General features: G+C 63.7%; 23 protein-coding genes. 10 read left to right on the top strand and 13 right to left on the bottom strand.

The window, feature by feature from the left end:
- Nucleotides 1-74 precede the first annotated feature (74 nt).
- The 6 genes from AC1DMS_RS19960 to AC1DMS_RS19985 all read right to left on the bottom strand — a co-directional run bounded on the left by AC1DMS_RS19960 (nt 75) and on the right by AC1DMS_RS19985 (nt 5,490).
- Nucleotides 75-1,058 (bottom strand): Bug family tripartite tricarboxylate transporter substrate binding protein, encoded by a 984-nt coding sequence (locus tag AC1DMS_RS19960; protein WP_062365568.1) that lies wholly within the window; start codon nt 1,056-1,058, stop codon nt 75-77.
- 119 nt (nt 1,059-1,177) lie between these two features.
- Complete coding sequence (locus AC1DMS_RS19965) at nt 1,178-1,954, bottom strand: enoyl-CoA hydratase/isomerase family protein (protein WP_015867079.1); 777 nt, start codon at nt 1,952-1,954, stop codon at nt 1,178-1,180.
- A 9-nt stretch (nt 1,955-1,963) separates the two neighbouring features.
- A complete protein-coding gene (locus tag AC1DMS_RS19970; RefSeq protein WP_062365567.1) occupies nt 1,964-3,154 on the bottom strand; it encodes a CaiB/BaiF CoA transferase family protein in 1,191 nt (396 codons plus the stop codon).
- A 48-nt stretch (nt 3,155-3,202) separates the two neighbouring features.
- Nucleotides 3,203-3,982, bottom strand: a complete 780-nt coding sequence (locus tag AC1DMS_RS19975; RefSeq protein WP_015867081.1) for an SDR family NAD(P)-dependent oxidoreductase — start codon at nt 3,980-3,982, stop codon at nt 3,203-3,205.
- Between the two features lie 10 nt (nt 3,983-3,992).
- Entirely contained in the window at nt 3,993-5,129 is a 1,137-nt protein-coding gene (locus AC1DMS_RS19980; protein ID WP_026284315.1) for a thiolase family protein, read from the bottom strand.
- 1 nt (nt 5,130) lies between these two features.
- Nucleotides 5,131-5,490 carry a Zn-ribbon domain-containing OB-fold protein gene (locus AC1DMS_RS19985; RefSeq protein ID WP_062365566.1) on the bottom strand — a complete coding sequence of 120 codons (360 nt, stop codon included), beginning with the start codon at nt 5,488-5,490 and terminating at the stop codon, nt 5,131-5,133.
- A 187-nt stretch (nt 5,491-5,677) separates the two neighbouring features.
- Here AC1DMS_RS19985 and AC1DMS_RS19990 point away from each other — a divergent pair, with 187 nt between their 5' ends.
- Complete coding sequence (locus AC1DMS_RS19990; protein ID WP_062365565.1) at nt 5,678-6,823, top strand: PrpF domain-containing protein; 1,146 nt, start codon at nt 5,678-5,680, stop codon at nt 6,821-6,823.
- Between the two features lie 26 nt (nt 6,824-6,849).
- Entirely contained in the window at nt 6,850-7,629 is a 780-nt protein-coding gene (locus AC1DMS_RS19995) for an SDR family oxidoreductase (protein ID WP_062365564.1), read from the top strand.
- A 49-nt stretch (nt 7,630-7,678) separates the two neighbouring features.
- On the opposite strand, the gene AC1DMS_RS20000 is transcribed toward AC1DMS_RS19995, so the two are convergent.
- A complete protein-coding gene (locus tag AC1DMS_RS20000; RefSeq protein WP_244883709.1) occupies nt 7,679-8,416 on the bottom strand; it encodes an AraC family transcriptional regulator in 738 nt (245 codons plus the stop codon).
- Nucleotides 8,417-8,985: 569 nt separating this feature from the next.
- On the opposite strand from AC1DMS_RS20000, the gene AC1DMS_RS20005 reads away from it, so the two are divergent.
- From AC1DMS_RS20005 to AC1DMS_RS20030, 6 genes are all read left to right on the top strand, one after another.
- Nucleotides 8,986-11,004 (top strand): FUSC family protein, encoded by a 2,019-nt coding sequence (locus AC1DMS_RS20005; RefSeq protein ID WP_062365562.1) that lies wholly within the window; start codon nt 8,986-8,988, stop codon nt 11,002-11,004.
- The gene (locus AC1DMS_RS20010) at nt 11,001-11,213 is read left to right on the top strand and encodes a DUF1656 domain-containing protein (RefSeq protein ID WP_062365561.1); all 213 of its coding nucleotides are present in this window, start codon (nt 11,001-11,003) and stop codon (nt 11,211-11,213) included. Before AC1DMS_RS20005 ends, AC1DMS_RS20010 begins: the two co-directional genes overlap by 4 nt.
- Before the next feature lie 20 nt (nt 11,214-11,233).
- On the top strand, nt 11,234-12,217 hold the full coding sequence (locus tag AC1DMS_RS20015) for an efflux RND transporter periplasmic adaptor subunit (RefSeq protein ID WP_062365560.1): 984 nt from the start codon (nt 11,234-11,236) through the stop codon (nt 12,215-12,217).
- Complete coding sequence (locus tag AC1DMS_RS20020) at nt 12,214-13,674, top strand: efflux transporter outer membrane subunit (RefSeq protein ID WP_062365559.1); 1,461 nt, start codon at nt 12,214-12,216, stop codon at nt 13,672-13,674. Before AC1DMS_RS20015 ends, AC1DMS_RS20020 begins: the two co-directional genes overlap by 4 nt.
- A gap of 81 nt (nt 13,675-13,755) precedes the next feature.
- Entirely contained in the window at nt 13,756-14,661 is a 906-nt protein-coding gene (locus AC1DMS_RS20025; RefSeq protein ID WP_062365558.1) for a LysR family transcriptional regulator, read from the top strand.
- Nucleotides 14,662-15,416: 755 nt separating this feature from the next.
- Nucleotides 15,417-17,021 carry a GGDEF domain-containing protein gene (locus AC1DMS_RS20030; RefSeq protein ID WP_478079446.1) on the top strand — a complete coding sequence of 535 codons (1,605 nt, stop codon included), beginning with the start codon at nt 15,417-15,419 and terminating at the stop codon, nt 17,019-17,021.
- Between the two features lie 579 nt (nt 17,022-17,600).
- Here the strand turns inward: AC1DMS_RS20030 and AC1DMS_RS20035 are convergent.
- Nucleotides 17,601-17,969 carry a DUF2513 domain-containing protein gene (locus AC1DMS_RS20035; protein ID WP_478181658.1) on the bottom strand — a complete coding sequence of 123 codons (369 nt, stop codon included), beginning with the start codon at nt 17,967-17,969 and terminating at the stop codon, nt 17,601-17,603.
- Between the two features lie 24 nt (nt 17,970-17,993).
- On the opposite strand from AC1DMS_RS20035, the gene AC1DMS_RS20040 reads away from it, so the two are divergent.
- Nucleotides 17,994-18,194, top strand: coding sequence for a hypothetical protein (locus AC1DMS_RS20040; protein ID WP_478181659.1), 201 nt, complete (start codon nt 17,994-17,996; stop codon nt 18,192-18,194).
- Between the two features lie 706 nt (nt 18,195-18,900).
- Nucleotides 18,901-19,485, top strand: a complete 585-nt coding sequence (locus AC1DMS_RS20045) for a hypothetical protein (RefSeq protein ID WP_478181660.1) — start codon at nt 18,901-18,903, stop codon at nt 19,483-19,485.
- A 240-nt stretch (nt 19,486-19,725) separates the two neighbouring features.
- Here the strand turns inward: AC1DMS_RS20045 and AC1DMS_RS20050 are convergent, their stop codons facing one another.
- The 5 genes from AC1DMS_RS20050 to AC1DMS_RS20070 are packed head-to-tail and all read right to left on the bottom strand — an operon-like array spanning nt 19,726 to nt 21,700.
- Complete coding sequence (locus tag AC1DMS_RS20050) at nt 19,726-20,022, bottom strand: hypothetical protein (RefSeq protein WP_478181661.1); 297 nt, start codon at nt 20,020-20,022, stop codon at nt 19,726-19,728.
- Complete coding sequence (locus AC1DMS_RS20055; RefSeq protein WP_478181662.1) at nt 20,019-20,372, bottom strand: hypothetical protein; 354 nt, start codon at nt 20,370-20,372, stop codon at nt 20,019-20,021. Before AC1DMS_RS20055 ends, AC1DMS_RS20050 begins: the two co-directional genes overlap by 4 nt.
- Complete coding sequence (locus AC1DMS_RS20060; protein WP_478181663.1) at nt 20,369-20,953, bottom strand: glycoside hydrolase family 19 protein; 585 nt, start codon at nt 20,951-20,953, stop codon at nt 20,369-20,371. The genes AC1DMS_RS20055 and AC1DMS_RS20060 overlap by 4 nt, the downstream gene beginning before the upstream one ends.
- The gene (locus tag AC1DMS_RS20065) at nt 20,950-21,342 is read right to left on the bottom strand and encodes a hypothetical protein (RefSeq protein ID WP_478181664.1); all 393 of its coding nucleotides are present in this window, start codon (nt 21,340-21,342) and stop codon (nt 20,950-20,952) included. The genes AC1DMS_RS20060 and AC1DMS_RS20065 overlap by 4 nt, the downstream gene beginning before the upstream one ends.
- Entirely contained in the window at nt 21,332-21,700 is a 369-nt protein-coding gene (locus AC1DMS_RS20070) for a hypothetical protein (RefSeq protein WP_436298404.1), read from the bottom strand. Before AC1DMS_RS20070 ends, AC1DMS_RS20065 begins: the two co-directional genes overlap by 11 nt.
- Between the last annotated feature and the right edge of the window lie 13 nt (nt 21,701-21,713).

A 21,713-nucleotide genomic window follows, 5' to 3' on the forward strand; every position in this document is an offset into this window, starting at 1 on the left:
CCTCCTTGCCGCGGGCGCCGCAATCTCAGTCGAGTTGCTGTCCAGCCGGTGCGCGATCACCGGGCGCCACGGCCCTAATCCGCTTTGAACCCCGAAGCTTTGACCACCGGCTCCCAGAAGGCGCGCATTTCGCCGAACCTGGCTCGAGCCTCGGCCGGCGAGCTTGCCGTCTCCACAAAGCCGAGCGTGCGGATCTTGCGCGCGAACTGCTCGGTTGCCACCGCTTTTCGGATCGCAGTGCTCCATTCGGAGACGACGACGGCAGGCGTTCCAGGAGGCAGGCATATGGCCAATACGCCCACCGCGGTGAGCTCCTTTCGACCGAGCTCGCCGAACGTCGGAACGTCAGGCAGAAGCGGCGAGCGCTGCGCAGAGGTGACTGCCAGCACGCGAAGCTTGCCAGCGTTGTGGTGCTGTGCGAAGTCTCCGACCGTGGAACTTCCCGCGGCGACATTGCCACCGACCAGGTTCACGATCATCGGGGCTGCGCCCTGAAACGGCACGTCCTGCAGGGGCGTTCCGATGACCTTGGCGATCTGCAATCCCAAGAAATGGGTCGGACCTCCCGATGCGGCATGGCCGAAGTTGGCATGCTCGGGATGGGCGCGCACCCATTGGGCATATTCAGCAAACGTCTTGATGGGCGAGGTCGCGGGTACAGCCAGCGCCATCGGAAACTCGACCACCGTCGACGCCGGCAGGATATCCCGCTGCGCAGCGTAGTTGAGCTTGTTGAAGACGAACGGATAGATCGATTGCAGGAAGTCAGGACACAGCATGGCCACGCTTCCGTCGGCAGGGGCGGCACGCAGCGCATCGACCGCGATCTTTCCGCCGGCTCCGGGTTTGTTCTCCACCACGACCGTGCGATTGAGCGGCTCATGCAGCTGATCCGCAAGCGCTCGTGTGACGACATCGAGTGTCCCGCCAGGAGAGAAACCCACAAGAATCCTTGCGGGCGGTCGGCTGGCCGACTGCGCGATGGCCGAGGGCGTGCCGAAGGACACGGCAACGATGAGTGCGAGGCTGTAGAGCCAGGCGGTGCTCGGTTTGTTCAAGAGCTGCTCCAGGAAAATTCAGCGAGGTCACGTCGGTTGTTGCCGCGTCGGCACGAGGCCACCAGAGGGATTCGAGCGCGCAGCGACCCACGACGCTGGCGCCACTGCGCGAGGCAAAGTCAGCGACCGCGAAAGACCGGGGCGCGCTTGTCGGCGAAAGCACGACGCCCCTCCAGCCGGTCCTCGCTGTCCCTGAGCACGCCAAAAGCCTGGCGCTCCAGTTCCAGTCCACCTGCAAGCGGCAACTCCCGTCCGGTCATCGCCAAACGCTTGGCCGCGGTCATCGCCAATGGCGCATTGGCGGCCATTGCGCGTGCCAGGTCGATCGCGGTTTCCTGCAGCGCGGGAAGGGGAACGACCTTGCTGACCAGTCCGATCCGCAACGCTTCGTTGGCATCGATGCGTTCGCCCGTCAGCAGCATCCACATCGCGTCCGACTGGCCCACCGCGCGGATCAGGCGTTGCGTGCCACCGGCGCCCGGGATGCTGCCGACGCGCACTTCCGGCAAGCCGAACTGCGCGTTCTCGGAACAGATGCGGATGTCCGCAAGCAAAGCCAGTTCCAGTCCACCGCCAAGGGCATAGCCATTGATCGCGGCGATGACAGGCTTGTCGGTCTGCAGCGTGCCGAAGTTGGAATGCCGGGTACCGGCGCGAAAGACCTGCCGGGCTGCGCTGTCGGCAGGCGGCATCGTTTTCTTGAGATCTGCACCTGTGCAGAACGCCCGCTCGCCCGCGCCCGTCAGCACGAGGACGCGGATGCCCTCGTCGCTGGAGACCTCGTCCCAGATCGCGAGCAACTGCTCGTTGGATTCCGGGTCGATGGAATTCATGGCTTCGGGCCGATTCAGGGTGACGATGGCGACGCCGTCCTGGACTGTCTTGACGATGGGCATGGGTGTGTCTCAGTTCGAAGGAGAGTCGGCGGCGATGACCGCCTCGATGTTTTCCGGTGGCATGCCCAGTTCGACCAACACCTCGCGGGTGTGCTGTCCGAGTGTGGGAGCCGCTCGTCGCGCCTGGGGCCGCTCGCCAACCGCACCCATCACGCTGCGTGGCATCGTCAACGCACCTGCGACCGGGTGCTGCAAGGTCTCTGTGAGCGCTGCTTCGACGAACGGCGCGGACCGCGCGACCTCGGCATAGTTGTTGATCGGCCCGCAGATGATGTCCACGGCCGCGAACTGCTCGAGCCAGAAGGCACGGGAATGCGCGAGCATGCGTGCTTCGAGCAGGCGCAACAGCGCCTCGCGGTGCTGCAACCGATCCTTGTTCTCGGCAAAGCGCGGGTCCGATGCGAGCTCAGGCGCACCGATGGCGGCACACAAGGCCTGCCATCGCGCGGGGTGATAGGCCGCCACCATGATCCACCCGTCGGCGCAACGCAAGGCCTCGTTCGGCGTCGAATACGGCGCGGCGTTTCCCTGCGGGCCGGGCACATGGCCGTCCGCGAAATAAGACGCGAAACTCACATGCTGCAGCGCGATGGCGCTGGCGAACATGCTTGCTTCCACGTGCTGGCCCAACCCGGTGCGTTGGCGCTGCGCGAGGGCAGCCAGGATCGAGATGGTCGCGAACGACCCCGTGACAAGATCGACCACGGGCACCGGCACCTTGCACGGCTCGCCGCCGGGCGCGCCGGTGACACTCATGAGGCCGCTGACGGCTTGCAGCACGCCGTCCACCCCGGGCAGGTCCTTGGCGGCCCCGTGCTGACCGTACGCGGAGACGGAGCAATAGATCAGCCGCGGATTGGCCGCAGCCGCCGTGGCGTAGTCAAGCCCCAGGCGTTCCATCACGCCCGGGCGGAAGCTCTCCACCAGCACGTCCGCCTGCGCGACCAACTGCAGCGCCGCTTGCCGGTGGGTCGGCTGCTTCAGATCGAGCACGATGCTGCGCTTGTTGCGATTGAGCGCCAGGAAAGGAACGCCCTCGCCATGAACCCAGGGCGACAGCGCTCGCGACAGATCTCCTGTGGGGGCTTCCACCTTCACGACGTCGGCCCCGAGGTCGGCCATGCACAGCGTGCACGTGGGGCCCGCCATGACCTGGGTGAAGTCGATCACCTTCAATCCGCTCAATGCATTTGCGAGCATGCGACCTTCGATCTCGTTGGATGTTCTTCTTGGATCCGCATCGGTTCACTACACCGACGGGCTGCTGAGACTGCGTCCGCCGCAAACGTAAAGCAGCTGCCCCGTGACGTAGCTGGAGCCTGGCTCCGCGAAGAATCGAACGGCACGACCGATGTCTTCCGGCTGGCCGATGCGCTCCATCGGCACAGTCTTGTGAAGGCCCTGCCTGACCTCTTCGGTAAGCGTTTCAAACAGCGGCGTCTCGACGATGCCCGGGGCGATGGCATTCACGGTGATGCCCTTGCGCGCATATTCCAGCGCCAGCGAGCGGGTCAGGCTCACCACGGCCCCTTTGGAAGCGGAATAGGCCGCCTGGCCGCGATTGCCCAGCCAGGCACGCGAACCGATGTTGATGATGCGTCCGAACCGGTTTTCCGCCATCTGGGACAAGACCGCCTTGGAGCAAATGAATTGCGAATGGAGGTTGACCTCGATCACGCGGCTCCAGAACGCCAGGTCCATCTTGGAAACAAGCTTGTCTCCACCGATGCCGGCGTTGTTGACCAGGATGTCGATGCGGGCATGGGATGCCAGCAGTTGGGCCACCGTCGACTCCACCTGCTCCACGGAGCTCACGTCGACCTTGAAGGTCTTCACGTCGAACCCCTCGCTCGCAAGGCCGCGCTGGGCCGCTTGCAGGGCTTCGTCGTCGAAGTCCCACAGCGCGATGCGGCAGCCGGCCTGCGCAAGCTCGCGGGCGATGCCAAGGCCGATGCCCTTCGCCCCCCCAGTGACGACGGCGACGAGGCCTTGCAACGAGGCAGGCGCGGTTGGATTTGTCTGGTTCATGTCGACCCGATCAGAGCGAAAGAATATGGATGGCGCAGGCGGCGTGATCCACGCCCCAGATACCGCCGCCAGTCACCTGCGTGAGGCCGATGCGCGCCCCCTGCACTTGCCGTGCTCCCGCGCGGCCTTGCAACTGCTCGCAGACCTCCACGATCTGTGCGACGCCGGTCGCGCCGGGCGGATGTCCCTTGGCGAGAAGGCCGCCGCTTGGATTGACCGGCACCCGCCCGCCCAGGGCGGTCGCACCGCTGTGCAGCAACGCAGCCGCGTCGCCGCGATCGCAAAGCCCCAGCGCTTCGTAGTAGAGCAATTCGGAGATGGTGAAGGCGTCGTGCACTTCCAGCAGACTGAGATCCTGTGGTCCCACACCGGCCTGCTCATAGGCCAGCCTGGCGGCACGCGCCGTGATCTCGGCCTCTGTCATATCGACCGGCGTGGTTTCGAACAAGCCGGACTGCACCACGGACGCCAGCACCTGAACCGGCTTTGCTACGCCTTGGGAGGGCTTGGTGCTGAGCACGAGGGCCGCTGCACCGTCGACCACGGCGGGACAGCACTGCAGCAGCGTGAGCGGCTCGGCCACGGGGCGGGACGCAAGAATCTCCTCGCGGGTCGCCAGCTTTGCAAACTTGGCGATGGGATTGAGAACACCATGCTTTCGGTTCTTCACGGAGATGTCCGCAAGCGTCTCGAGCTTGAGCCCGCGGTCGTGCATGTAGCGCCGAGCGCGCATGGCGTACAAGGCGGGCATGATCATGCCCCGCCTGTTGTTCCAGTCTTGCTGGCTCAGCTGCAGCGGCCCGCCGCCCAGACCGCTCAGATGGTCCATCCCGAACACCAGGACGGTGTCGTACTGACCGACCTTGAGCGCCTGCAATGCGAGATTCAGTGCGGTCGCGCCGCTGGAACAGGCGTTGTCCACGTTGTAGACGGCGCCCCCGTGCGCATGCAGTTCACGCAGTGCCCGCTGCCCTGGCAACATGGCGCCGAGCGCGTTGCCGCAGTAGAACGCCTGTACCTCGGAGAGTCGCGTACCGGCATCTTCCAGGGCATCAAGAATGGCCGACTGGACCATGGCCTCTTCGGTGAGCTCCGGAAAGCGGCCGAAGTCGGTGATGCCCACGCCGGTGATCATTGGTTGCTTCATCTCATTGCTCCTGGAAGGCGTAATCGGGTGTGCCGTCCGGCAATGCGAAGGGCACCACGCGCACGCGGCTTTCGATCGCAGGCGGGCTTCCATCGAACAAGAGCCGACCGAAGGCGCGAACGCCCGGCTCGAAGTCGACCATCGCCAATGCGTAGGCGGGCTTGTCCTTGCCGGGATGGACCACCGTGAAGCTGTAGAGGGACCCGGTCGGGCCGGTCTCGATTTCGTCGATCGGCTGGTCGTGGTGGACGAACTCGATCGGCGGAAACTGGGGTGGCTGACCACCTGCCTGTGTGGCCACAAGCACCATGCCGCCAGGGGTGTCACGGATGTGGGAATCCGTGCGCTTGATGATCTTCAAAGGTGTCTCCTGTTCCGGTGGCGATGGCCACGGCAACAGGAAGTTTGGTGACCCAGGGCCGCCCCGTCATTGGATTTGTGCTGCGCATTCTTTAGCCGCCCTAAAGCGTGCAAAGCGTGTAGTTCTGCTAAAGCCAGAGCAGCCGAACTGCAAGGACGCTCGCCCTGCGCACGCGCATACTGAATGAATGAAAGAACAAATAAGCGTTCCGGTCACCTTGATGCGCGGCGGCACAAGCAAGGCTGTTTTTCTCGCACAGCGTGACGTACCGTCCGATCCGCAAGCGCTGCAGCGATTCCTTCTGGCACTGTTCGGCAGCCCGGACGTGCGCCAGATCGACGGGCTTGGAGGCGCCGACATCCTCACAAGCAAATGCGCAATCATTGGGCCGCCGTCACGACCTGACGCGGACATCGACTACACCTTTGTGCAGATCGGGATCGATCAGCCAAGCGTGAGCTTCGAGATCGTCTGCGGCAACATTTCATCGGCCACCGGCGTCTACGCGCTGCAGGAGCGCCTCATCCCCGTGCAGGAGCCCGCCACCACGGTGCGAGTGCACAACACCAACACCGGCAAGATTCTGCGCATGGTGGTGCAATGTGCGCACGGCGAGCCGCGCGTGGAAGGCGACACCGAAGTGGATGGGGTGCCTGCCAAGGGCGCCGAGGTCGCATTGGACTACTCCGGCACCAGCGGCGCCACCACGGGCAGGTTGCTGCCCACCGGGCAGGCACGTGATTCGGTCTACGTCTCCAAACTCGGTCGCGAGATACCCGTGTCGATCGTCGATGTGGGAACGGCGTGTGTATTCATTCGCGCCGCGGATCTGGGCGTCACCGGCACGGAGCTTCCCGGTCAGCTCGGCTCCGACATCTACGAAATGGCCGAGGAAGTCAGGCGCTGGGCCGCCGATCGTTGCAACCTGCCAGCGTCAGGAACCCTCACGCCCTACCAGATCCTCATCGGCGAAGCGCAAGACTACCGAACCATTGGCGGCGATCGAATCGTCAAGTCGTCGGAGAGCGACTTCGTGGCGCGCATGGTTCTCAATGGCGGCGCGATGCACAAGGCTTTTCCAGGCGGTGGCTCGGTCTGCCTTTCCGTGGCAGCACAGATCGCAGGAACGATCCCGGCTGAGGCGCGAGGCAGTCATGCCGGTCCCACGCGCATCCGCATCGGCCATCCGAGTGGTGTGATCGGAATTTTTGCGAGCGTGGCTCGCACTGCCGACGACGAGTGGACGGTCCGAGAAGTGCACTTCACCCGAACCGCTCGGCGGCTGTTGGATGGAACCGCCTACGTGAGGCGAGCTCTCCTCGAGGTTGGCTGATCTCACCGAACTGCCGAGGCATTGCAATGATGACGCAAGATCTTTTTTCTCTGCGAGGCCGCACGGCTCTCGTCACGGGTGGCTCACGGGGTATTGGTCGCATGATCGCCGAGGGATTCTTGGCGCAAGGCGCACGCGTCTACATCAGCGCGCGCAAGGCCGCGGCATGCGATCTGGCGGCGTCGGAACTGTCAAAGCACGGACACTGCGTCTCGCTGCCTTACGACGTCTCCACCGTCGACGGCTGCCAAGCCCTGGCCGCTGCCTACGCGCAACATGAGACCACCTTGGACATCCTGGTCAACAACGCCGGCGCTGCCTGGGGAGAAGACTTCGATGCTTTCCCCGAAAGCGGCTGGGACAAGGTGGTCGATCTCAACATGAAGACACCCTTCTTCTTGACGAAGGCGCTCTCCGAACCACTGCGCGCCGCGGCCAAGGAGCGTGTGGGGAAGATCATCAACATTGCGTCCACGGATGGCATCGCGCTCAACCCTCAGGAGAATTACTCCTACGTCGCCAGCAAGGCGGGCTTGATCCACCTGACCCGGCGCATGGCGCTGCGCCTGGCGCAGGACAACATCGCGGTCAGCGCCATTGCACCGGGCGCGTTTCCCTCCGAGATGAACCGCAACGCGCGCGACCGCGGCGACGAACTGTCCGAACACATACCCGCCAAACGCATTGGCACTTCAGAGGACATCGCAGGCGCGGCGATCTTCCTGGCGTCGCGTGCAGGTGACTACGTGATGGGCGCTACCCTGGTGGTGGACGGTGGTGTGACCCACGCCCGGGCTTACAGGTGAGTGTGTCGATGGGATGGCCGCTGGTGTGCGGCTGACCTGAAATCACGTGTCATCCATCGACTCGAAAGCGGTCGTTGATGTAGGTGGCGGGCGGCTTTCCAAAAGCCTTCTTGAACATCGTGTTGAAGGCAGAGGGCGATTCATAGCCCAGGTCGTAGGCGACTTGCTGGACGGTCGCGCCACCGGACAGCTCGCGAAGTGCCACGATCATCTGCAGCTGGCGCCGCCAGCGGCCAAAGCTCAGGCCCGTCAGCGAGGTGCACAGTCGATTCAACGTTCGATCGCTCATGCCCAGTTCGCTTGCCCAGTTCGTCTGGGTCCTGCGATCGGAGGGATCGCGCATCATCGCCGTTGAGATCTTTCTGAGCCTTGCGTCCTCAGGCATCGGCAGGAACATTTCCTCCGTGGGCATCGCGCACAGCTGGTCGAGCAGCACCTGCGCCAGTCGATCGGTCGACCCGCCGGCTTCGTACAAGGGCGGCAATCCTGCGAGGTACTGAATCATCTCGCTGAGCATCGGGCTGATGCGCAAGGTGCAGCAACGATCCGGCAAGGGGGCAGCGCCAGGTTCCACGAAGAGGTAGAAGATCTGCGCGTTGGCCGTTCCTCGGTTGCTGTGCGGCGTACCGCCGGGAATCCACACGCCCGCCTGGGGTGGGACCATCCACAGCGCGCCGGGCACTTCGCAGGAGACGGCACCGCGCAGCGCGATCACGAGCTGGCCGGACCGGTGCTCGTGCACAGGGATCTCTCGCTCGCGCGCCGCCACATCGACGCGCAGTGCCATCACAGGTACTGACGGTTCGTAGTCCAGAGCTGGTTCGCCGAATTCTGCGCTTCGCATGTTGAGAAAGTTCGTGTTGCTCCCGCCACCGGGCTCGCTCGTGCCTTGGAATGGGTGCTCTGTTCGTGGCGGTTGAGATCGGCCAAGGCACGCAGACGGACCACTCTTCCCGTTGCTCAACCGAAGGCATCACCGCCGCTGCAGTGCCTGTCGCTCGGACGTGCTGACGGGCAAGGCCCTACTTCAGGCCTCACACCGAGTCACGACATCCGCGTTGACGCAGGCTCCACATCGTTGCCGGGCCACGCCTCCTCCGCGATGACCGAAAAGAGAAGTCATTCGTCCAACTTTGCAATTCTCGGCGCATGTGCTGATCACTAGCATCGTCGCATGAAAATGATTCGCAATAAGAACGAGATGGTTTCGGCGCAGGAAGTGGCGCAGTTGGCCGGCTCCGCTCACCCATGGTTTCGCGATCTAGCCAGCATCACGGTCGGCGGTTTGCGCTCTCGCTTTCGCCCGCACTGCCGTTTCGCGTGCAAGCGTGCGCGTGCGCCTTCTCGGGGCGCCGCATGATCGCGCTGCCGCGTTTCTCTCGGCAGGAGTTGCTCTTTTCCTTCAAGAGCTTCGTCGCCGCCGTGCTTGCGCTTTACCTGTCGAGCCGCTTTGGGCTGCCCCGGCCCTTCTGGGCCATGATGACCGCCTATATCGTGGCCCACCCTCTGGCCAGCCATGTGCGCTCCAAGGCGCTCTACCGCTTTGTGGGCACCTTGCTGGGGTGCGCTGCGACCGTGGTGCTCGTCCCCTCGCTGTCCGGCTCCCCGGAACTCCTGTCGCTGGCCTTGGCGCTGTGGGTGGGACTGTGCCTCTATGTGTCGCTGCTGGACCGCAGCGCGCGTTCCTACGTCTTCATGCTGGCTGGCTACTCAGCCGCTTTGATCGGCTTCCCATTGGTAGAAGCGCCTGCGGCGATGTTCGACACGGCCGTCGCACGGGTCACCGAAATCGGGCTGGGCATCCTGTGTGCCAGCGTGGTCCACGGCATCGCGCTTCCTGCCGGCCTGGCCGCGTCCCTGCTGGGCGTGATGGATCGCGCACTTGGCGATGCGCGGCAATGGCTCATTGACCTGCTGCGCGAGCCGCCGAGCGACGCAAATCACGCTCGAATGTCGGCGGACCGCCAGCGGTTGGCCCTGGACATCACACAACTGCGACTGCTGTCCACGCATGTGCCCTTTGACACCCATCTGCGCTGGAGCGGGGGCGCCATCGACGCACTGCAGGACCGTCTGGCCGCCCTCACCCCGGTGCTGTCGGCGGTGGAAGATCGCCTGCAAGCGCTGTGCACCGCCACAGGCGGTGTGCCGGACGACATCGGCGCGACCTTCGCGCAGCATTCGGTCTGGCTGGCCCCGAGCGCGACGAACGCGGGAGTGAACGAAGCGCACGCGGCCTTTCGCGCCATCGCGGACGGTCCCGCCGCTTCGCCCTGGATCCGCGCGCTGCGGATCGATCTGGCAACCCGCCTGGAGGACCTGGTGGAGCACTGGGATGCCTGCACCACGTTGCGCAATGCTATCGACGCTGGCGTTGCCGGGAACCCGGTGCCGTTGCGGCGCACCGCGGCCCTGGATCGCAGGGTGCTTCACCTGGACAGAGGGCTTGCGCTGCGGTCGGCGATCACTGCGGTGTTGGGCACCTGCCTCTCGTGCGCGCTGTGGATTGCGACGGGCTGGCCCTCGGGATCCGCCATGGCCATGGGCGCTGCCGTCTTTTGCAGCTTCTTCGCCACCATGGACGATCCGGTGCCAGCCATGCACAAGTTCATCACGGCGCTGTTGTGGTCGTTGCCGGTGTCGGCTTTTTATGTCCTGGGGGTCATGCCGCTGGCAGATGACTTTGGCATGCTGGTGCTGTGCATCGCGCCTGTGTTCTTGGTGGTCGGGTGCTACATGGCACGGCCGGCCAGTTCCTTGTCGGCCCTTGGCATGTTCTTCGGTGTCGCCGGAACGCTCGCCCTTCAAGATACGGCCGCCGCCGATTGGGTGAGCTTCATCAGTTCCAACCTGGCCTTGTTCGTGGGTGCGGTGATCGCGGCCCGCGTCACCGCTCTCATGCGCAGCGTGGGGCGTGACTGGACGGCCAGGCGCATACGCCGCGCGACATGGCACGACCTTGCCGATCTGGCTGCCCATCCGCAGGACGCATCCGCCCGAGACGCCTTTGGCTCACGCATGCTCGACAGGATGGCGCTGTTGGCGCCGCGCGTGGCGCCCGACGGTCCCGAAGCGGTCCAGACCGCGGCACACCGCGCGCTTCGCGAACTGCGCCTGGGGGCAGACATCGCTGCGCTGCAGCGGCATCGCGGCCGCCTTGCGGAAGAACCCGTCAGTCACCTCTTCAGGGAATTGGCCCTCGTCTTCCGCGCCCATGTGGCAGGCGCGCCACCGCGTCATGCCTCGCTGCGGCCGCATATCGATCGGCTGTTGCTTGACGCCCTGGCGGCGGGCGCCGAGCGGCCTGCCGTCGCGGCACTCGTGGGCCTTCGACGCAACCTCTTTCCGGCCGCTCCCGCCGCGCTCCAACCATGATCGAAGTCAACTTTTTGGGCGTGCAGTTGCCCGGGCTTTTGCTGCTGGCAGCCGGTGCGCTGCCGTGCTCCTGGGCAACGCGCCGCCTGCTGGCCATCGTCGGTGCCTACCGATGGATCTGGCACCCCGCCCTGTTTGACCTTGCGCTGTACGTCCTGGTGCTCAGTGCCTTGGCTTGTCTCACCGGCGCAACCGCCGCCTCGTTCTGATATCCGGACCGCTTCAACCCATGAAACCTGACGCCCTCCCCTCGCCCGCCTGGACTTCACGTCTTGCCCGTCCCGTCGTTCGTCTGTTGGTCACCGTGCTGATGGTGGCTGCAGCCGGCTGGGCAGGCTGGCGCGTATGGGACCACTATGAACTCGCCCCGTGGACACGCAACGGACGCGTGCGGGCCAATGTCGTGCAAGTCGCTCCTGACGTGTCTGGCATGGTCGCGAATGTGGCGGTGCGTGATAACCAGTTCGTTGCCGCTGGCGCCTTGCTGTTCTCGGTGGACAAGGCCCGTTTCGAGTTGGCGCTGGAACAGGCCCAGGCCGTCGTCGCGACGCAGCGCATCGCGATCAGCAACCAGCGCATCACGCTCGCACAGGCGCAGCGCGAGAGCCAGCGCAATTCCGACTTGGGCGATCTGATCTCACTGGAGGCTCGCGAGCAGTCGCGGCTGAAGGTGGACCAAGCCAAGGGCGCACTTCAAGCGGCCGAAGCGGCGTTGCGACAGGCGCAAGCCGCGTTGAATACCTCGACGTTGAACCTGGAGCGCACCCAGGTGCGCGCACCCACCACAGGGCTCGTAACCAACCTCGACCTGCGCCAGGGCGCCTATGCGAGCGCCGGCCACCCCGTGATGGCGTTGGTTGACGCGGGCTCAATTTATGTCGAAGGCTATTTCGAGGAAAACAAGCTGGCTCGGATCCATCAGGGCGACCGCGTACGAGTCACGCCGATGGGTGGCCCGGCGCTCGATGGCACCGTCGAAAGCATCGCCGCCGGCATCGCTGACCGTGACCGAAGCACCAGTGCCAACCTGCTTCCCAGCGTCAATCCCACCTTCAACTGGGTGCGGCTTGCACAGCGCGTGCCCGTGCGCGTGAAGCTCGATCAGACGTCCTCCAGCACCCGTTTGGTCGCAGGCCAGACGGTCACCGTTGAAATCCTCGAGACTGCTCGAACCACGGCCGCCACGGCCCGGGCTTCGGAAAGCCGGGAATGAAGGCCATGTCCCGATTCCTGGCCACCGCCGCGGCGGCAAGCGCACTGCTCACCGGTTGTGCCCACCCACCCGTGGGACCGGACTACGTGCCTCCCGTCCCTCTGTCTTTCGCGCAATCCGCCTCCGCGGGCACCTTCCGATCTGCCGGCGGCCAAGCAGTGGACGCGACTCTGCCGCCACACTGGTGGAGGCTCTACGACGACCGGCAGCTGGACGCGTTGGTCACACAGGCGCTGGAACACAACACCGATCTGCGGCAGGCCGTGGCCAACCTGGAACGCGACCAGGCGCTGGCAGCCGAAGTGCACGGACATGAGAGGCCGACGGTGGCGGCCAGCGGTGGTCCCGGCTTCGGGCACGTCTCGGGCTTGAGCCTCCTGCAGCGCGACTACGAACCGCCCAGCCGCGGCACATACAGCGCGGGGGTTTCCTTGTCGTATCAACTGGACCTGTTCGGTCAACTGCGTCGCGCCGTCGAAGCGGCCGAGGCCGACACCGGCGCCGCGCAGGCGGCGTTGGACCTTGTACGTGTGAGCGTGGCCGGCGGCGTGGCACATGCCTATGCGCAAGCATGTTCAAGCGGCTATCGCTTGCGCGCAGCGCAGGAGTCGGTTCGTCTGCAGGAAGAGGCGATCCGACTCTCCGAGCGGCTTCAACAAGGGGGCAAGGTCGGGGAGATCGACATTGCACGTGCGCAAGGTCAGTTGGAACAACTACGTGCTGCGCTGCCGCCGCTTCGGGCCCAGCGCCAAGGTGCGTTGTACCGGTTGGCAACACTGACCGGCGCAGCACCTCGCGACTTCCCTGCGGCCGTGGCCACGTGCGAGCAGCCGCCGCGCTTGGCAGGACTGCTTCCGGTAGGAGACGGCGCGGCTCTTTTGCGACGGCGGCCCGACGTTCGCCAAGCGGAACGCAGCTTGGCCGCCGCCACCGCCCGCATCGGCATCGCAACAGCCGACCTCTACCCCAAGGTGTCGCTGGGCCTCTCGGCCAGCTCGGCGGGCTTCTTGGCAAGATTTGGAAACCGGGAAACACTCAGCTACAGCCTGGGCCCGCTGATCAACTGGACGCTACCCAACACCGGCGTTGCCCGCGCTCGCATCGCGCAGGCCGAGGCGGCCACCCGGGTTGCCGCTGCCCGCTTCGATGGGACCGTACTGACGGCACTGCGCGAGGTCGAAACGGCGCTCGATGTCTACGCGCACGAGTTGGAACGTCATGCTGCGCTCTCGGCCGCGCAAGAGCAAAGTGCCATCGTCGCCCGGCAGGCGCGCAAGCTCTATGTCAACGGTAAGACCGGTCAGCTTGAAGCAGTGGATGCAGAGCGCACCCTGGCAGCCAGCGAAGCCGCTCTGGCAACGTCCGCTGCCCTGTTGGCAGAGGATCAAGTCGCCGTATTCATGGCGCTGGGAGGTGGTTGGGAAGCCGATGAGGTCCTCGTGAATGCCGTGCATTAGCGCACGCCTGAGCGTTTCTCAAGCGAAATATGGGGCAAACGAAAATTCCAAAACGTCAGTCCGAGCGGGCCGCGATGCTTGATGGACGGGTTTGATCTTCTGAAGACCTTTTTGGAGGTCGCCAACGTCGGCAGCTTCTCGCGCGCAGCGGGCAAGCTGGGGATCTCCAAGGCCAGCGCGAGCAAGCATGTCGCGACGCTTGAGGCGCGCTTCAACGTACGACTTATGAACCGCTCAACGCGGTCGGTGACATTGACCGATGCTGGAAGGCTGCTCCAGCTTCGCAGCGCGCCGCTGATGGAGATGGTCGAGTCGACGCACAGCGAATTGCAGGCACATGGCTCACGCCCAAGCGGTCGTCTGCGCGTCGCGGGGCTTCATGGGCTCGTGTACACCGACTTCCCGAGCCTGCTGAGCGAGTTCCTCACGCTCTACCCAGATGTGCATATCGACCTGCAGATCGGCAATCGCGTGGTCGATCTCGTGGAGGAGGGTGTCGACATTGCCCTGAGGTTCGGGCGCATCGGCGACGAGAACCTGATCGTGCGTCGCCTCCAACGAGTGGAACTCACCCTCTGCGCCACGCCCAGTTACTGGGCCAGGCGCGGCATCCCTCAAATGCCCGACGACATGCGATGGCACGACGTGCTCACTTACTCGCTATCGGCGGGCGCCCCGCATATTCCGTTCGAAGTCGATGGCGAGCCATACAACCTCCCGATCTACGGACGCATGGATGCAAACGACTCAGGCACTCTCGTCGCCGCGGCACTCGCCGGCATCGGCGCAGTGTGTGTGCCGGCGCTGCTGGCTCAGCCGTACACAGAACGCGGCAGCCTGGTCTCAGTGCTCAAAGAATTCATGCCTCGTGACATCTGGCTCTACGCAGCGTACACGCAGCGCCGGCACAACAGCGCAGCCCTGCGTGCACTGCTGAAATTGCTTGAAACGCGCATGGGAGGCGGCGCACCCGACCATCCGACCTAGAAGCAGAGGGCTGAAATACATCCATTCACAAGCGCCTGCCGCGTATCGCTCAATTTCGCGGAAGCAACCATGCCGTGGAAGCACAACGCTACGGCGCGCTCCGCAAGCTGGGGTGCCATCTGCGCATGCGTCTCAAACCATCGACGCTGTGTTGCGCAGAAGACGCTGCAAGATGCTATTGAACACAGCAGGGCCACTCTACTGCAGCGGCGTCGACCATGCGATCTCTTCGACGTTGTTCGCGTGCAGCGCCAGGCGACTTCGTCGATCGCAAGATCTCGTGAAAGCATCACAGCGCCACGGTTGTGTCCATGTACGGCGCGTAGGCTGCCTCGAAGCCCGACGCCGCGGCCCAACCGTCGATAACCAAAGGCACGTCAATACCCCCTTACCGTTGATTGGCCACGCACCCTCAAGCCATGAGAATCCGTTGGCGCCGTAGCCGAAGCTGCCACTGTGGGCCGCGTCGAAACCAGTGATGCGGCCTGTTGGGCTGTCGCCGATGCTTCAGGTGACATCGGCCGCAGCAATGGTGCTTTGGATGGGGTGTCCTGTCAGCGGACTGAGCAGGCTCTGCGTGAGGCTGCCCACGCGCTCAGCCGTATCGTTGGTGTAGCTGCTGAATTCGGTCTAGGTCAGCCGCGCGGCGCTGTCATAGCTGCTGCTGGGATGAGATGATCAGATCGCGCACGCGTCTCCGGTTGGAGCTCACGCTCGGCTTCTCACTTGGAGTTCTTTATGGATTTTGGCCTTCGATGAAAGAAGCTTCCACTCCCCTCGCGGCCGAGACCATTCCGGACACGTCCATTGGTCCATGGCCGGCGACCGACGCCAGTTCTCTTGCCCGGAAAACAGACGCGCAACGAAGCCGCGTCATCTACGGTACTACTTTGTTTGTAGTCTTTGTGTGCGCGGCGTTGCTGGTCATGAACGCATGGCTGGTCGTTCGTGCGCGCACGGCGGAAAACGAGCAGATCGCGCGGGCGAATACCAACCTGGCACGCGCGGTCAGCCAGCAGATCGATAGTACGGCTGCCCTGGCCGAGCACATCATCTCGGGCCTCGTCTTCGAACTCGAGCGCGCGGACATCACGCCCGACTCCCTGCAGCGTCTTCAACCGGTCCTCGTGAACCATGTCGCCGAAGTTCAAGCCATCAAGGGAATCTTCATCTACGACGAGCAAGGCCGATGGCTGGTCTATTCCGATGCATCCCCGGCGGGTACCCGAAGCAATTCGGATCGCGAATATTTCATTCACCACCGGACCAACCCGAGCGCGCGGACGCTGATCAGCGGCCCCATCGTGAGCCGCTCTTCGGGCGAGTGGGTGATCCCGGTGTCGCGCAGGATCAACGACCCGGACGGCAACTTCGCCGGCGTGGTGCTGGTCACGCTCAGCGTCAAGCATCTGCTGAGTGTCCTGGACCACTTTCAGATCGGCGAGCAAGGAGCAATTGCGCTGTTCGGGACGGACCAACTGCTGCTCCGCCGCCCCTTCAGGGAAGCCGACCTGGGCAGGCGCAGTACAGATACGCCGTTGCAGCAACGTTTCCGGGCCTCGCGCTCGGGCACCGTCGAGGGAAGATCGGCGATCGATGGCGTGACACGGATCATCAGCTTCGAGCATTTGCTGAACTACCCGCTCTTCGTGACCGTTGCCGTCGGCAAGGACGAGGCGCTGCAGGAATGGAAATCCGCGTCGATCTATCAAACGGCTTGGGTGGTTCTTTTGTGCCTGGTCGTCGGAGTGTCAGGCCGCCACTTGATCCGGTCGATGCGCAGGCGACTGGTGGCGGAACTGCAGCTGCGAAGTGCCCGGGACGCGCTGACGGAGGCCAATGAGCGCCTGGAACATCTTGCGCAGGAAGACGGGCTGACAGGCCTGGCCAACCGCCGCTACTTCGACGCCCGCCTGGCCCTCAACTTCCAACAGGCGCTGGCAAGCCAAACGGCGCTGGCGGTCGTCATGGTCGACGTCGACGAGTTCAAGAAGTACAACGATCTGTACGGGCATCTTGAAGGCGACGACTGCTTGCGGCGGGTCTCCCAGGCACTGCGGTCGGCCGTGTGGCGCTCGAGCGACCTTGTCGCGCGCTACGGGGGCGAAGAAATGGTTTTGTTGTTGCCCGCGACGGACGCCGCAGGTGCACTCGAGGTTGCGCAAAGGGCGCGGCTGGCCGTGGCCGATCTGCAGATCCCTCATGCGGCGTCGGCGCTGGGCACCGTCTCCGTCAGCCTTGGCGTGGCGTCCGGGGTTCCGCAGCCCGGCAGCACGCCGTTCGAACTGCTGAGAGCCGCGGACGAAGCACTCTACCTTGCCAAGCAGGAGGGGCGAAACACCGTCAGGGTGCACGCCTGACCAGTTTGCTGTTGTGTTGCCCTCGTGGTGGCCGAAGGCGACGCAAATGCGCTGGCTTGGCGGCCATCAAGGGCTACAGGTGGTGGGCTCCACAGACGGGCAGGGTCTAGCCTGGGTTGCGCCAGGCAGGCCTGGCCCGTGAATAAATTATAGCATAAATGCGACAAGATGTAACATTTTTTGGCCAAGATCTGGCTCAGTCAGGTCCAATTGGCCCGTCGGATTGGGCTCAAAACGGCATTCGGCAGACGGCGGCAAGCGCCGGCCCGCCCCGGCGGGGGTAGTGCCGCAACGGGTTGCGCAGAGCCCGAGCTGAGCCAAAGGCCCCTGGGACACCAGCCCCCTAGAGACCGGTGGTTCGGCGCACCTCGCCCAAGGTGATCCAAAGCAGCCCACCTGAGCGCGAAAAGAAAAGGGGGTAAAAATGGGGGGTAAAGTGCCTGCCCCGCCCGCAAATCCGCATGGATACTGGGTTGCCGGCGGAGAGTGTGAGAGCTAAAAATCTTTATTTTTCAACAACTTAGAAAGTGAATACCACGAGCGGTGCCATGAAAGCATCTCTGCTCGCGTTGCGCCGGATCATCCTTTGATGGTCTCGTCGAGCGCGTACTTCGCAAGAATCTTCACCGCATCAAAGGTTAGCTCGATGCCCTTCGTCTTTGCTGCCGCCTTGACCTTGCTCCAGATAGTGCTCGAACGGATTGTGTCTAACAGATCATGGCCGTCCCAAGTCAGCTCCAGCGCCATCAGCATGGTTCCCGAAAGGTCTTCACTCCAAATGCCTTTGAGGTATCCACCTCGGGCGAGCAAGAAAACATGCTCCACTTTCGCACGATCATCCGGAGACTGATCGGCTTGGATGACATAGACCGCGTTCTCGCGCTCTTCGGCCGTTTGAGCTTCGATATCCTCCAAAACACTTCGAATGATGTCCCAATCCCGCTTCATCAGTAGCTCCTTGGAGAAGGGCCGATGAGCGAACTCACCGGCCCTTACGCGATTGCCGCGGGGTTATCTACCGCTTTTTTTGGGCGGGCTAGGAGCCTTCGCCGGCGGCTGTTTGATGGTTTCGACCACATGCGTGGTTGGTTTAGCACGCGCGGTGCTAACGGGAGTGAAGCGGCCGGTTCCGGCGTTGCGACCAATTTTGCTCATAGGGATCTCCTTTTTTGAGCGCAGACACGCTGTCCGGCCGACCTGTATTCATGGCAAGATTCGCTTGTGGAACGTCTCTTGAGGGACACACCCTGACAGCAATTGTTGGGCTTGAGCGCCGGGTCTGAACCACCCGGCGCCCTCGTATCGGGCGAAACACACTATATCTAGGGCCAGCTCGTCTGTGACACACTAGATATAGCGCCTACATCATTTGCAGCAAGTTTTGGATGAAACTTCGGCGCTTTGTTACAAAGCGGCTTCTTACCTCATAGGGCGCGCGATCTGAACGCCGAAAGTTGTTTCTAACGAAACCAATTGAAACTACACTGTATGTACCATCAGGCATGTGCTGTATTTATTTACAGTAAGTAGAGATTGTTAGCCGCTGGCGGCGATTGGTCGCAGACGAGACTGAGGCTGCGCACCTCCTTGCAACGGCACGACCCAGCTTCTCCGGTGGGACTTCCAGCCGACTCCGTGCCATGATTCGTGTATGACCAAACCCCATGTGACAAACGAACCCAAGAGCGGGGTCTTTGTTTCTTATCGAGCGGTTCGCTCGGCCAATGACGCCCTCAAGGGAGGTCGCTCGGCCGTGGTAAGAGACGCCAAAACGGGTCAGTTCACGCCAACATCCGCTCCGCGAGATCCGGTACGCGTTAAAACCAGCTCAGTTCTCAGCGCGAGCAAGGTTGCAGTTTCTCGTAAGCGATAGTCGGCCGTGACCGATCAGATTCAAATCGAGGCAGCAGAAGCAGAGCAAGCAATCGCCTCTACGCTCGCAGCTGCGGATTCCGTTGAGCCGTATCAGCGTTTTGCGGATATCGCATCGGACGATATTGACCTTATCGACAACGTCGCTTACGCGCTCTACAAGCGCCGCAAGCTTGAATTTGTTCGCGCATTTGTCGCAGCAAAAGGGCAGTCTCCCAACCCAGCCGAGGTCAACAATTTCATCTTGGCGGCGACCCTTCCAACTAGCGTGGATTCCCTTCGAGCAGAGGCGACCGAAACGCTTCGAACCTTTTCTGAGCAAGTTTTAAGAGAAGCAGAGGCCGAAACCGAGGACCGCTATCGGCGTCAACTCATGAGCGAGCTGAAAAAGGCCCGACCATTCCTGAAAACGTTGATGGAAAACATACTCGCTAACATCGGTGCGTTGGCAGTAACGGCACTGATTCTGCTGGTTATCTATGGCTCGCGAATCGGCGCAGTGAACCTGTTCGGGGAGGTCTTCGGCTACGAGATCAAGGACAAAACCTCAGGGGCGCAGCCCGTCGCTCCATCGAGCCAAGTGCGCCCCTAGCTGAAACAGCCGAAGGCACTTCCTCAAACCCGGCAACTACCGCGAATGTGCCGCAAACGCGCCGAGATGCCACCGGCGTTCTGCGAGATGCAGAAGGCATGGCACGGAAGACTTTGGCCTGCCTGTGAATCTGATGCTTGCCTATCCCATCAGGATCGAATCAACAGCGGCCGACGCGACGACGGCGCTCGCCCACATTCTTGGCGCCAGCACGCCCACTCACGGAAGTTAACGCCGCGACTAGTTGCCCGCGCGCAGCCGATCAGCCCGTACCGGCTTGACGCATTCGGCAAGAGCCGCCCGGAGTTCACCCTCGTATCCTTCTCGCAGTTCGATTTCAGCCATCGCCGCGGCGCTGAAACGATCCATGTCCACGCCAGGCGCGAGCGCTTCAGTCGGCATGGCCGGCCGCGCAGGCACCTCCGCGTCGCATTCCACCGGGACTGGCACTCTCACTCTTTGCGCCGGCGTGACCCCGCACGCGGCGAGCGACCAGACAAGGGCCAGGACGGGCACCAAGAGCGCATAACGCTTCATGGCTGCGCCCTTCCCCTCAGCCACGCATCAACGCGGATCTGCGCGCTCGCGCAAGCGTCGCCCGGCACCGCCGGCGGCGTGCTCAGAATCGCATTGGCCGCCTGCTGCCGCCCGTTCGCCGCAGCGCGCGCTACAGCCTGCGCCTTCTTCGCCTCCGCAGCCCGCCTGTCGGCCAAGTCGCGAAGGTTCTCGGTTGCATCACTGCAGGCCAAAGCCGCAGCCCGTGCGTTGTCGCGCTCGACGACCGTCGTCGCGGACTTCTCGCGCGCCCCTACCCACGCCCAGCCGAGCGCGGCATTGCCCGCAACACTCAGCCCGAGCGCAATCAACAAGGTTTGCATCAGACTCATTTGCTCAGCACCTTGTACGCCCGTGCCGTGATCGCCTTGCGCTCCGCGAGCTTCAGGCGCGCCGGACCGTTGACGCGGCCGGTCACGTCGTAGACATCGCCACGCTCGGCCGCCGGCAGGCAGTCCTTGAACACGGCAAAGAACCAGCACGCCGATTGCGCCGCGTACTGCGGCTGCAGTAGCAGCTCGGGATGGCGTCGGAAGTCCACGCCGAGCGCATGGCCCGCCGCGATGTAGGCGTCTTCCCAGGTGAGCTGGATGAGGCCGCGGCCATGGAAGCCCTTGTAGCGAAGCATGCTCAGCCCCCGCGGGTTGCGCACGTACTCTTCCGCCCGGTAGCCACCCTTGACGAACAGGCTCGGGAAGATCTCGCGCAGCCGCGCCGGCGTCGTGTAGTTGAGGTTTTCTTCGACCTTCTGCAGCGCATCGGACTCGACGGCGAGCTGTCCGAGGAAGGCCGCCATCGCATTGACGGAGTGAATGCCGAAGCGGTTCATGCCGTCCGCGAGGTGCAGGGTATAGCGCTCGGCGTCGGCGCGCGCGGCGCCGGTGCAGTCGATGAGGGTTTGGGTGTCGATCATGGTTTCTTGAGTTCCTTCGCCGCGGTCTTCGCGGCCTGGTTGGCGGCTTGTGCGGCGGTCTGCGCAGTGCTCGCGGCCTCGCCCGCGGTCTGCGCGGCGCTCGCCGCGGTGTCGGCCGCGCGGTTGACGCGGCCAGTGAGAGAAGAAAGGCGGTCGCCGAAGGCTTCGCGCAGCCGGGCAATCTCGGCCAGGTGGTCTTCGCGTTGCCGCGCGATCTGCGCCTCGGCATTGCGCGCAGCCCAGAAGTAGCCCGAGCCGAAGCCGCCGAGAAACAGGCTTCCGACCACGCCCACGGTTTCGAAGAACCGGCGCCACTGGCGCGGCGGGCGCACGCGCGGCAAGTCGTCGAGCGCCGCACGATCCGAATCGATGTGCGAATCACTGTGCATGCAGTTGCTCCTTCAATTGGCGGACCTGGTCGCGCAGCGAACTCAGCTCGGCGGTCTGCGCGGCGAGGGTTTCGTTCATGGCCTTGAGCTGGCCTTTCATTTCCCACAGCTCTTTCAAGGCTTCGTTGCGCTCGGCCGCGAACTTGTCGGCCCGCTCTTCGGCCTTCAGGCGCGCGGCGCGCTCGCCTTCGAGCAGTTCCTTCCACGTCCCGAGCGCGGCGATCTGCCCCTCGCTGTCGGCGCGCTCCTTCGCATCGGTCGGCTGCTGCTTGCGCCACACCTGATAGCCGCCGGCGGCCGAGAGAATGAGGAACGCCAACTGCGCAATCGGATTGCCGGCGATGTCGCCCATGTCCATGAGGTGCCTCTTC

The sequence above is a fragment of the Variovorax sp. 05T418 genome (genome assembly GCF_056396385.1).

What these genes read in the sequence shown, in the direction of transcription:
- AC1DMS_RS20070 (WP_436298404.1), bottom strand. Translation starts at nt 21,700, where the DNA reads ATGGACATGGGCGACATCGCCGGCAATCCGATTGCGCAGTTGGCGTTC.
- AC1DMS_RS19980 (WP_026284315.1), bottom strand. Translation starts at nt 5,129, where the DNA reads ATGAAGCAACCAATGATCACCGGCGTGGGCATCACCGACTTCGGCCGC.
- AC1DMS_RS20065 (WP_478181664.1), bottom strand. Translation starts at nt 21,342, where the DNA reads ATGCACAGTGATTCGCACATCGATTCGGATCGTGCGGCGCTCGACGAC.
- AC1DMS_RS20060 (WP_478181663.1), bottom strand. Translation starts at nt 20,953, where the DNA reads ATGATCGACACCCAAACCCTCATCGACTGCACCGGCGCCGCGCGCGCC.
- AC1DMS_RS19995 (WP_062365564.1), top strand. Translation starts at nt 6,850, where the DNA reads ATGATGACGCAAGATCTTTTTTCTCTGCGAGGCCGCACGGCTCTCGTC.
- AC1DMS_RS20035 (WP_478181658.1), bottom strand. Translation starts at nt 17,969, where the DNA reads ATGAAGCGGGATTGGGACATCATTCGAAGTGTTTTGGAGGATATCGAA.
- AC1DMS_RS19975 (WP_015867081.1), bottom strand. Translation starts at nt 3,982, where the DNA reads ATGAACCAGACAAATCCAACCGCGCCTGCCTCGTTGCAAGGCCTCGTC.
- AC1DMS_RS20025 (WP_062365558.1), top strand. Translation starts at nt 13,756, where the DNA reads ATGGACGGGTTTGATCTTCTGAAGACCTTTTTGGAGGTCGCCAACGTC.
- AC1DMS_RS20055 (WP_478181662.1), bottom strand. Translation starts at nt 20,372, where the DNA reads ATGAGTCTGATGCAAACCTTGTTGATTGCGCTCGGGCTGAGTGTTGCG.
- AC1DMS_RS20030 (WP_478079446.1), top strand. Translation starts at nt 15,417, where the DNA reads ATGAAAGAAGCTTCCACTCCCCTCGCGGCCGAGACCATTCCGGACACG.
- AC1DMS_RS20000 (WP_244883709.1), bottom strand. Translation starts at nt 8,416, where the DNA reads ATGGCACTGCGCGTCGATGTGGCGGCGCGCGAGCGAGAGATCCCTGTG.
- AC1DMS_RS19965 (WP_015867079.1), bottom strand. Translation starts at nt 1,954, where the DNA reads ATGCCCATCGTCAAGACAGTCCAGGACGGCGTCGCCATCGTCACCCTG.
- AC1DMS_RS20010 (WP_062365561.1), top strand. Translation starts at nt 11,001, where the DNA reads ATGATCGAAGTCAACTTTTTGGGCGTGCAGTTGCCCGGGCTTTTGCTG.
- AC1DMS_RS20020 (WP_062365559.1), top strand. Translation starts at nt 12,214, where the DNA reads ATGAAGGCCATGTCCCGATTCCTGGCCACCGCCGCGGCGGCAAGCGCA.
- AC1DMS_RS20015 (WP_062365560.1), top strand. Translation starts at nt 11,234, where the DNA reads ATGAAACCTGACGCCCTCCCCTCGCCCGCCTGGACTTCACGTCTTGCC.
- AC1DMS_RS20005 (WP_062365562.1), top strand. Translation starts at nt 8,986, where the DNA reads ATGATCGCGCTGCCGCGTTTCTCTCGGCAGGAGTTGCTCTTTTCCTTC.
- AC1DMS_RS20050 (WP_478181661.1), bottom strand. Translation starts at nt 20,022, where the DNA reads ATGAAGCGTTATGCGCTCTTGGTGCCCGTCCTGGCCCTTGTCTGGTCG.
- AC1DMS_RS20040 (WP_478181659.1), top strand. Translation starts at nt 17,994, where the DNA reads ATGAGCGAACTCACCGGCCCTTACGCGATTGCCGCGGGGTTATCTACC.
- AC1DMS_RS19990 (WP_062365565.1), top strand. Translation starts at nt 5,678, where the DNA reads ATGAAAGAACAAATAAGCGTTCCGGTCACCTTGATGCGCGGCGGCACA.
- AC1DMS_RS19970 (WP_062365567.1), bottom strand. Translation starts at nt 3,154, where the DNA reads ATGCTCGCAAATGCATTGAGCGGATTGAAGGTGATCGACTTCACCCAG.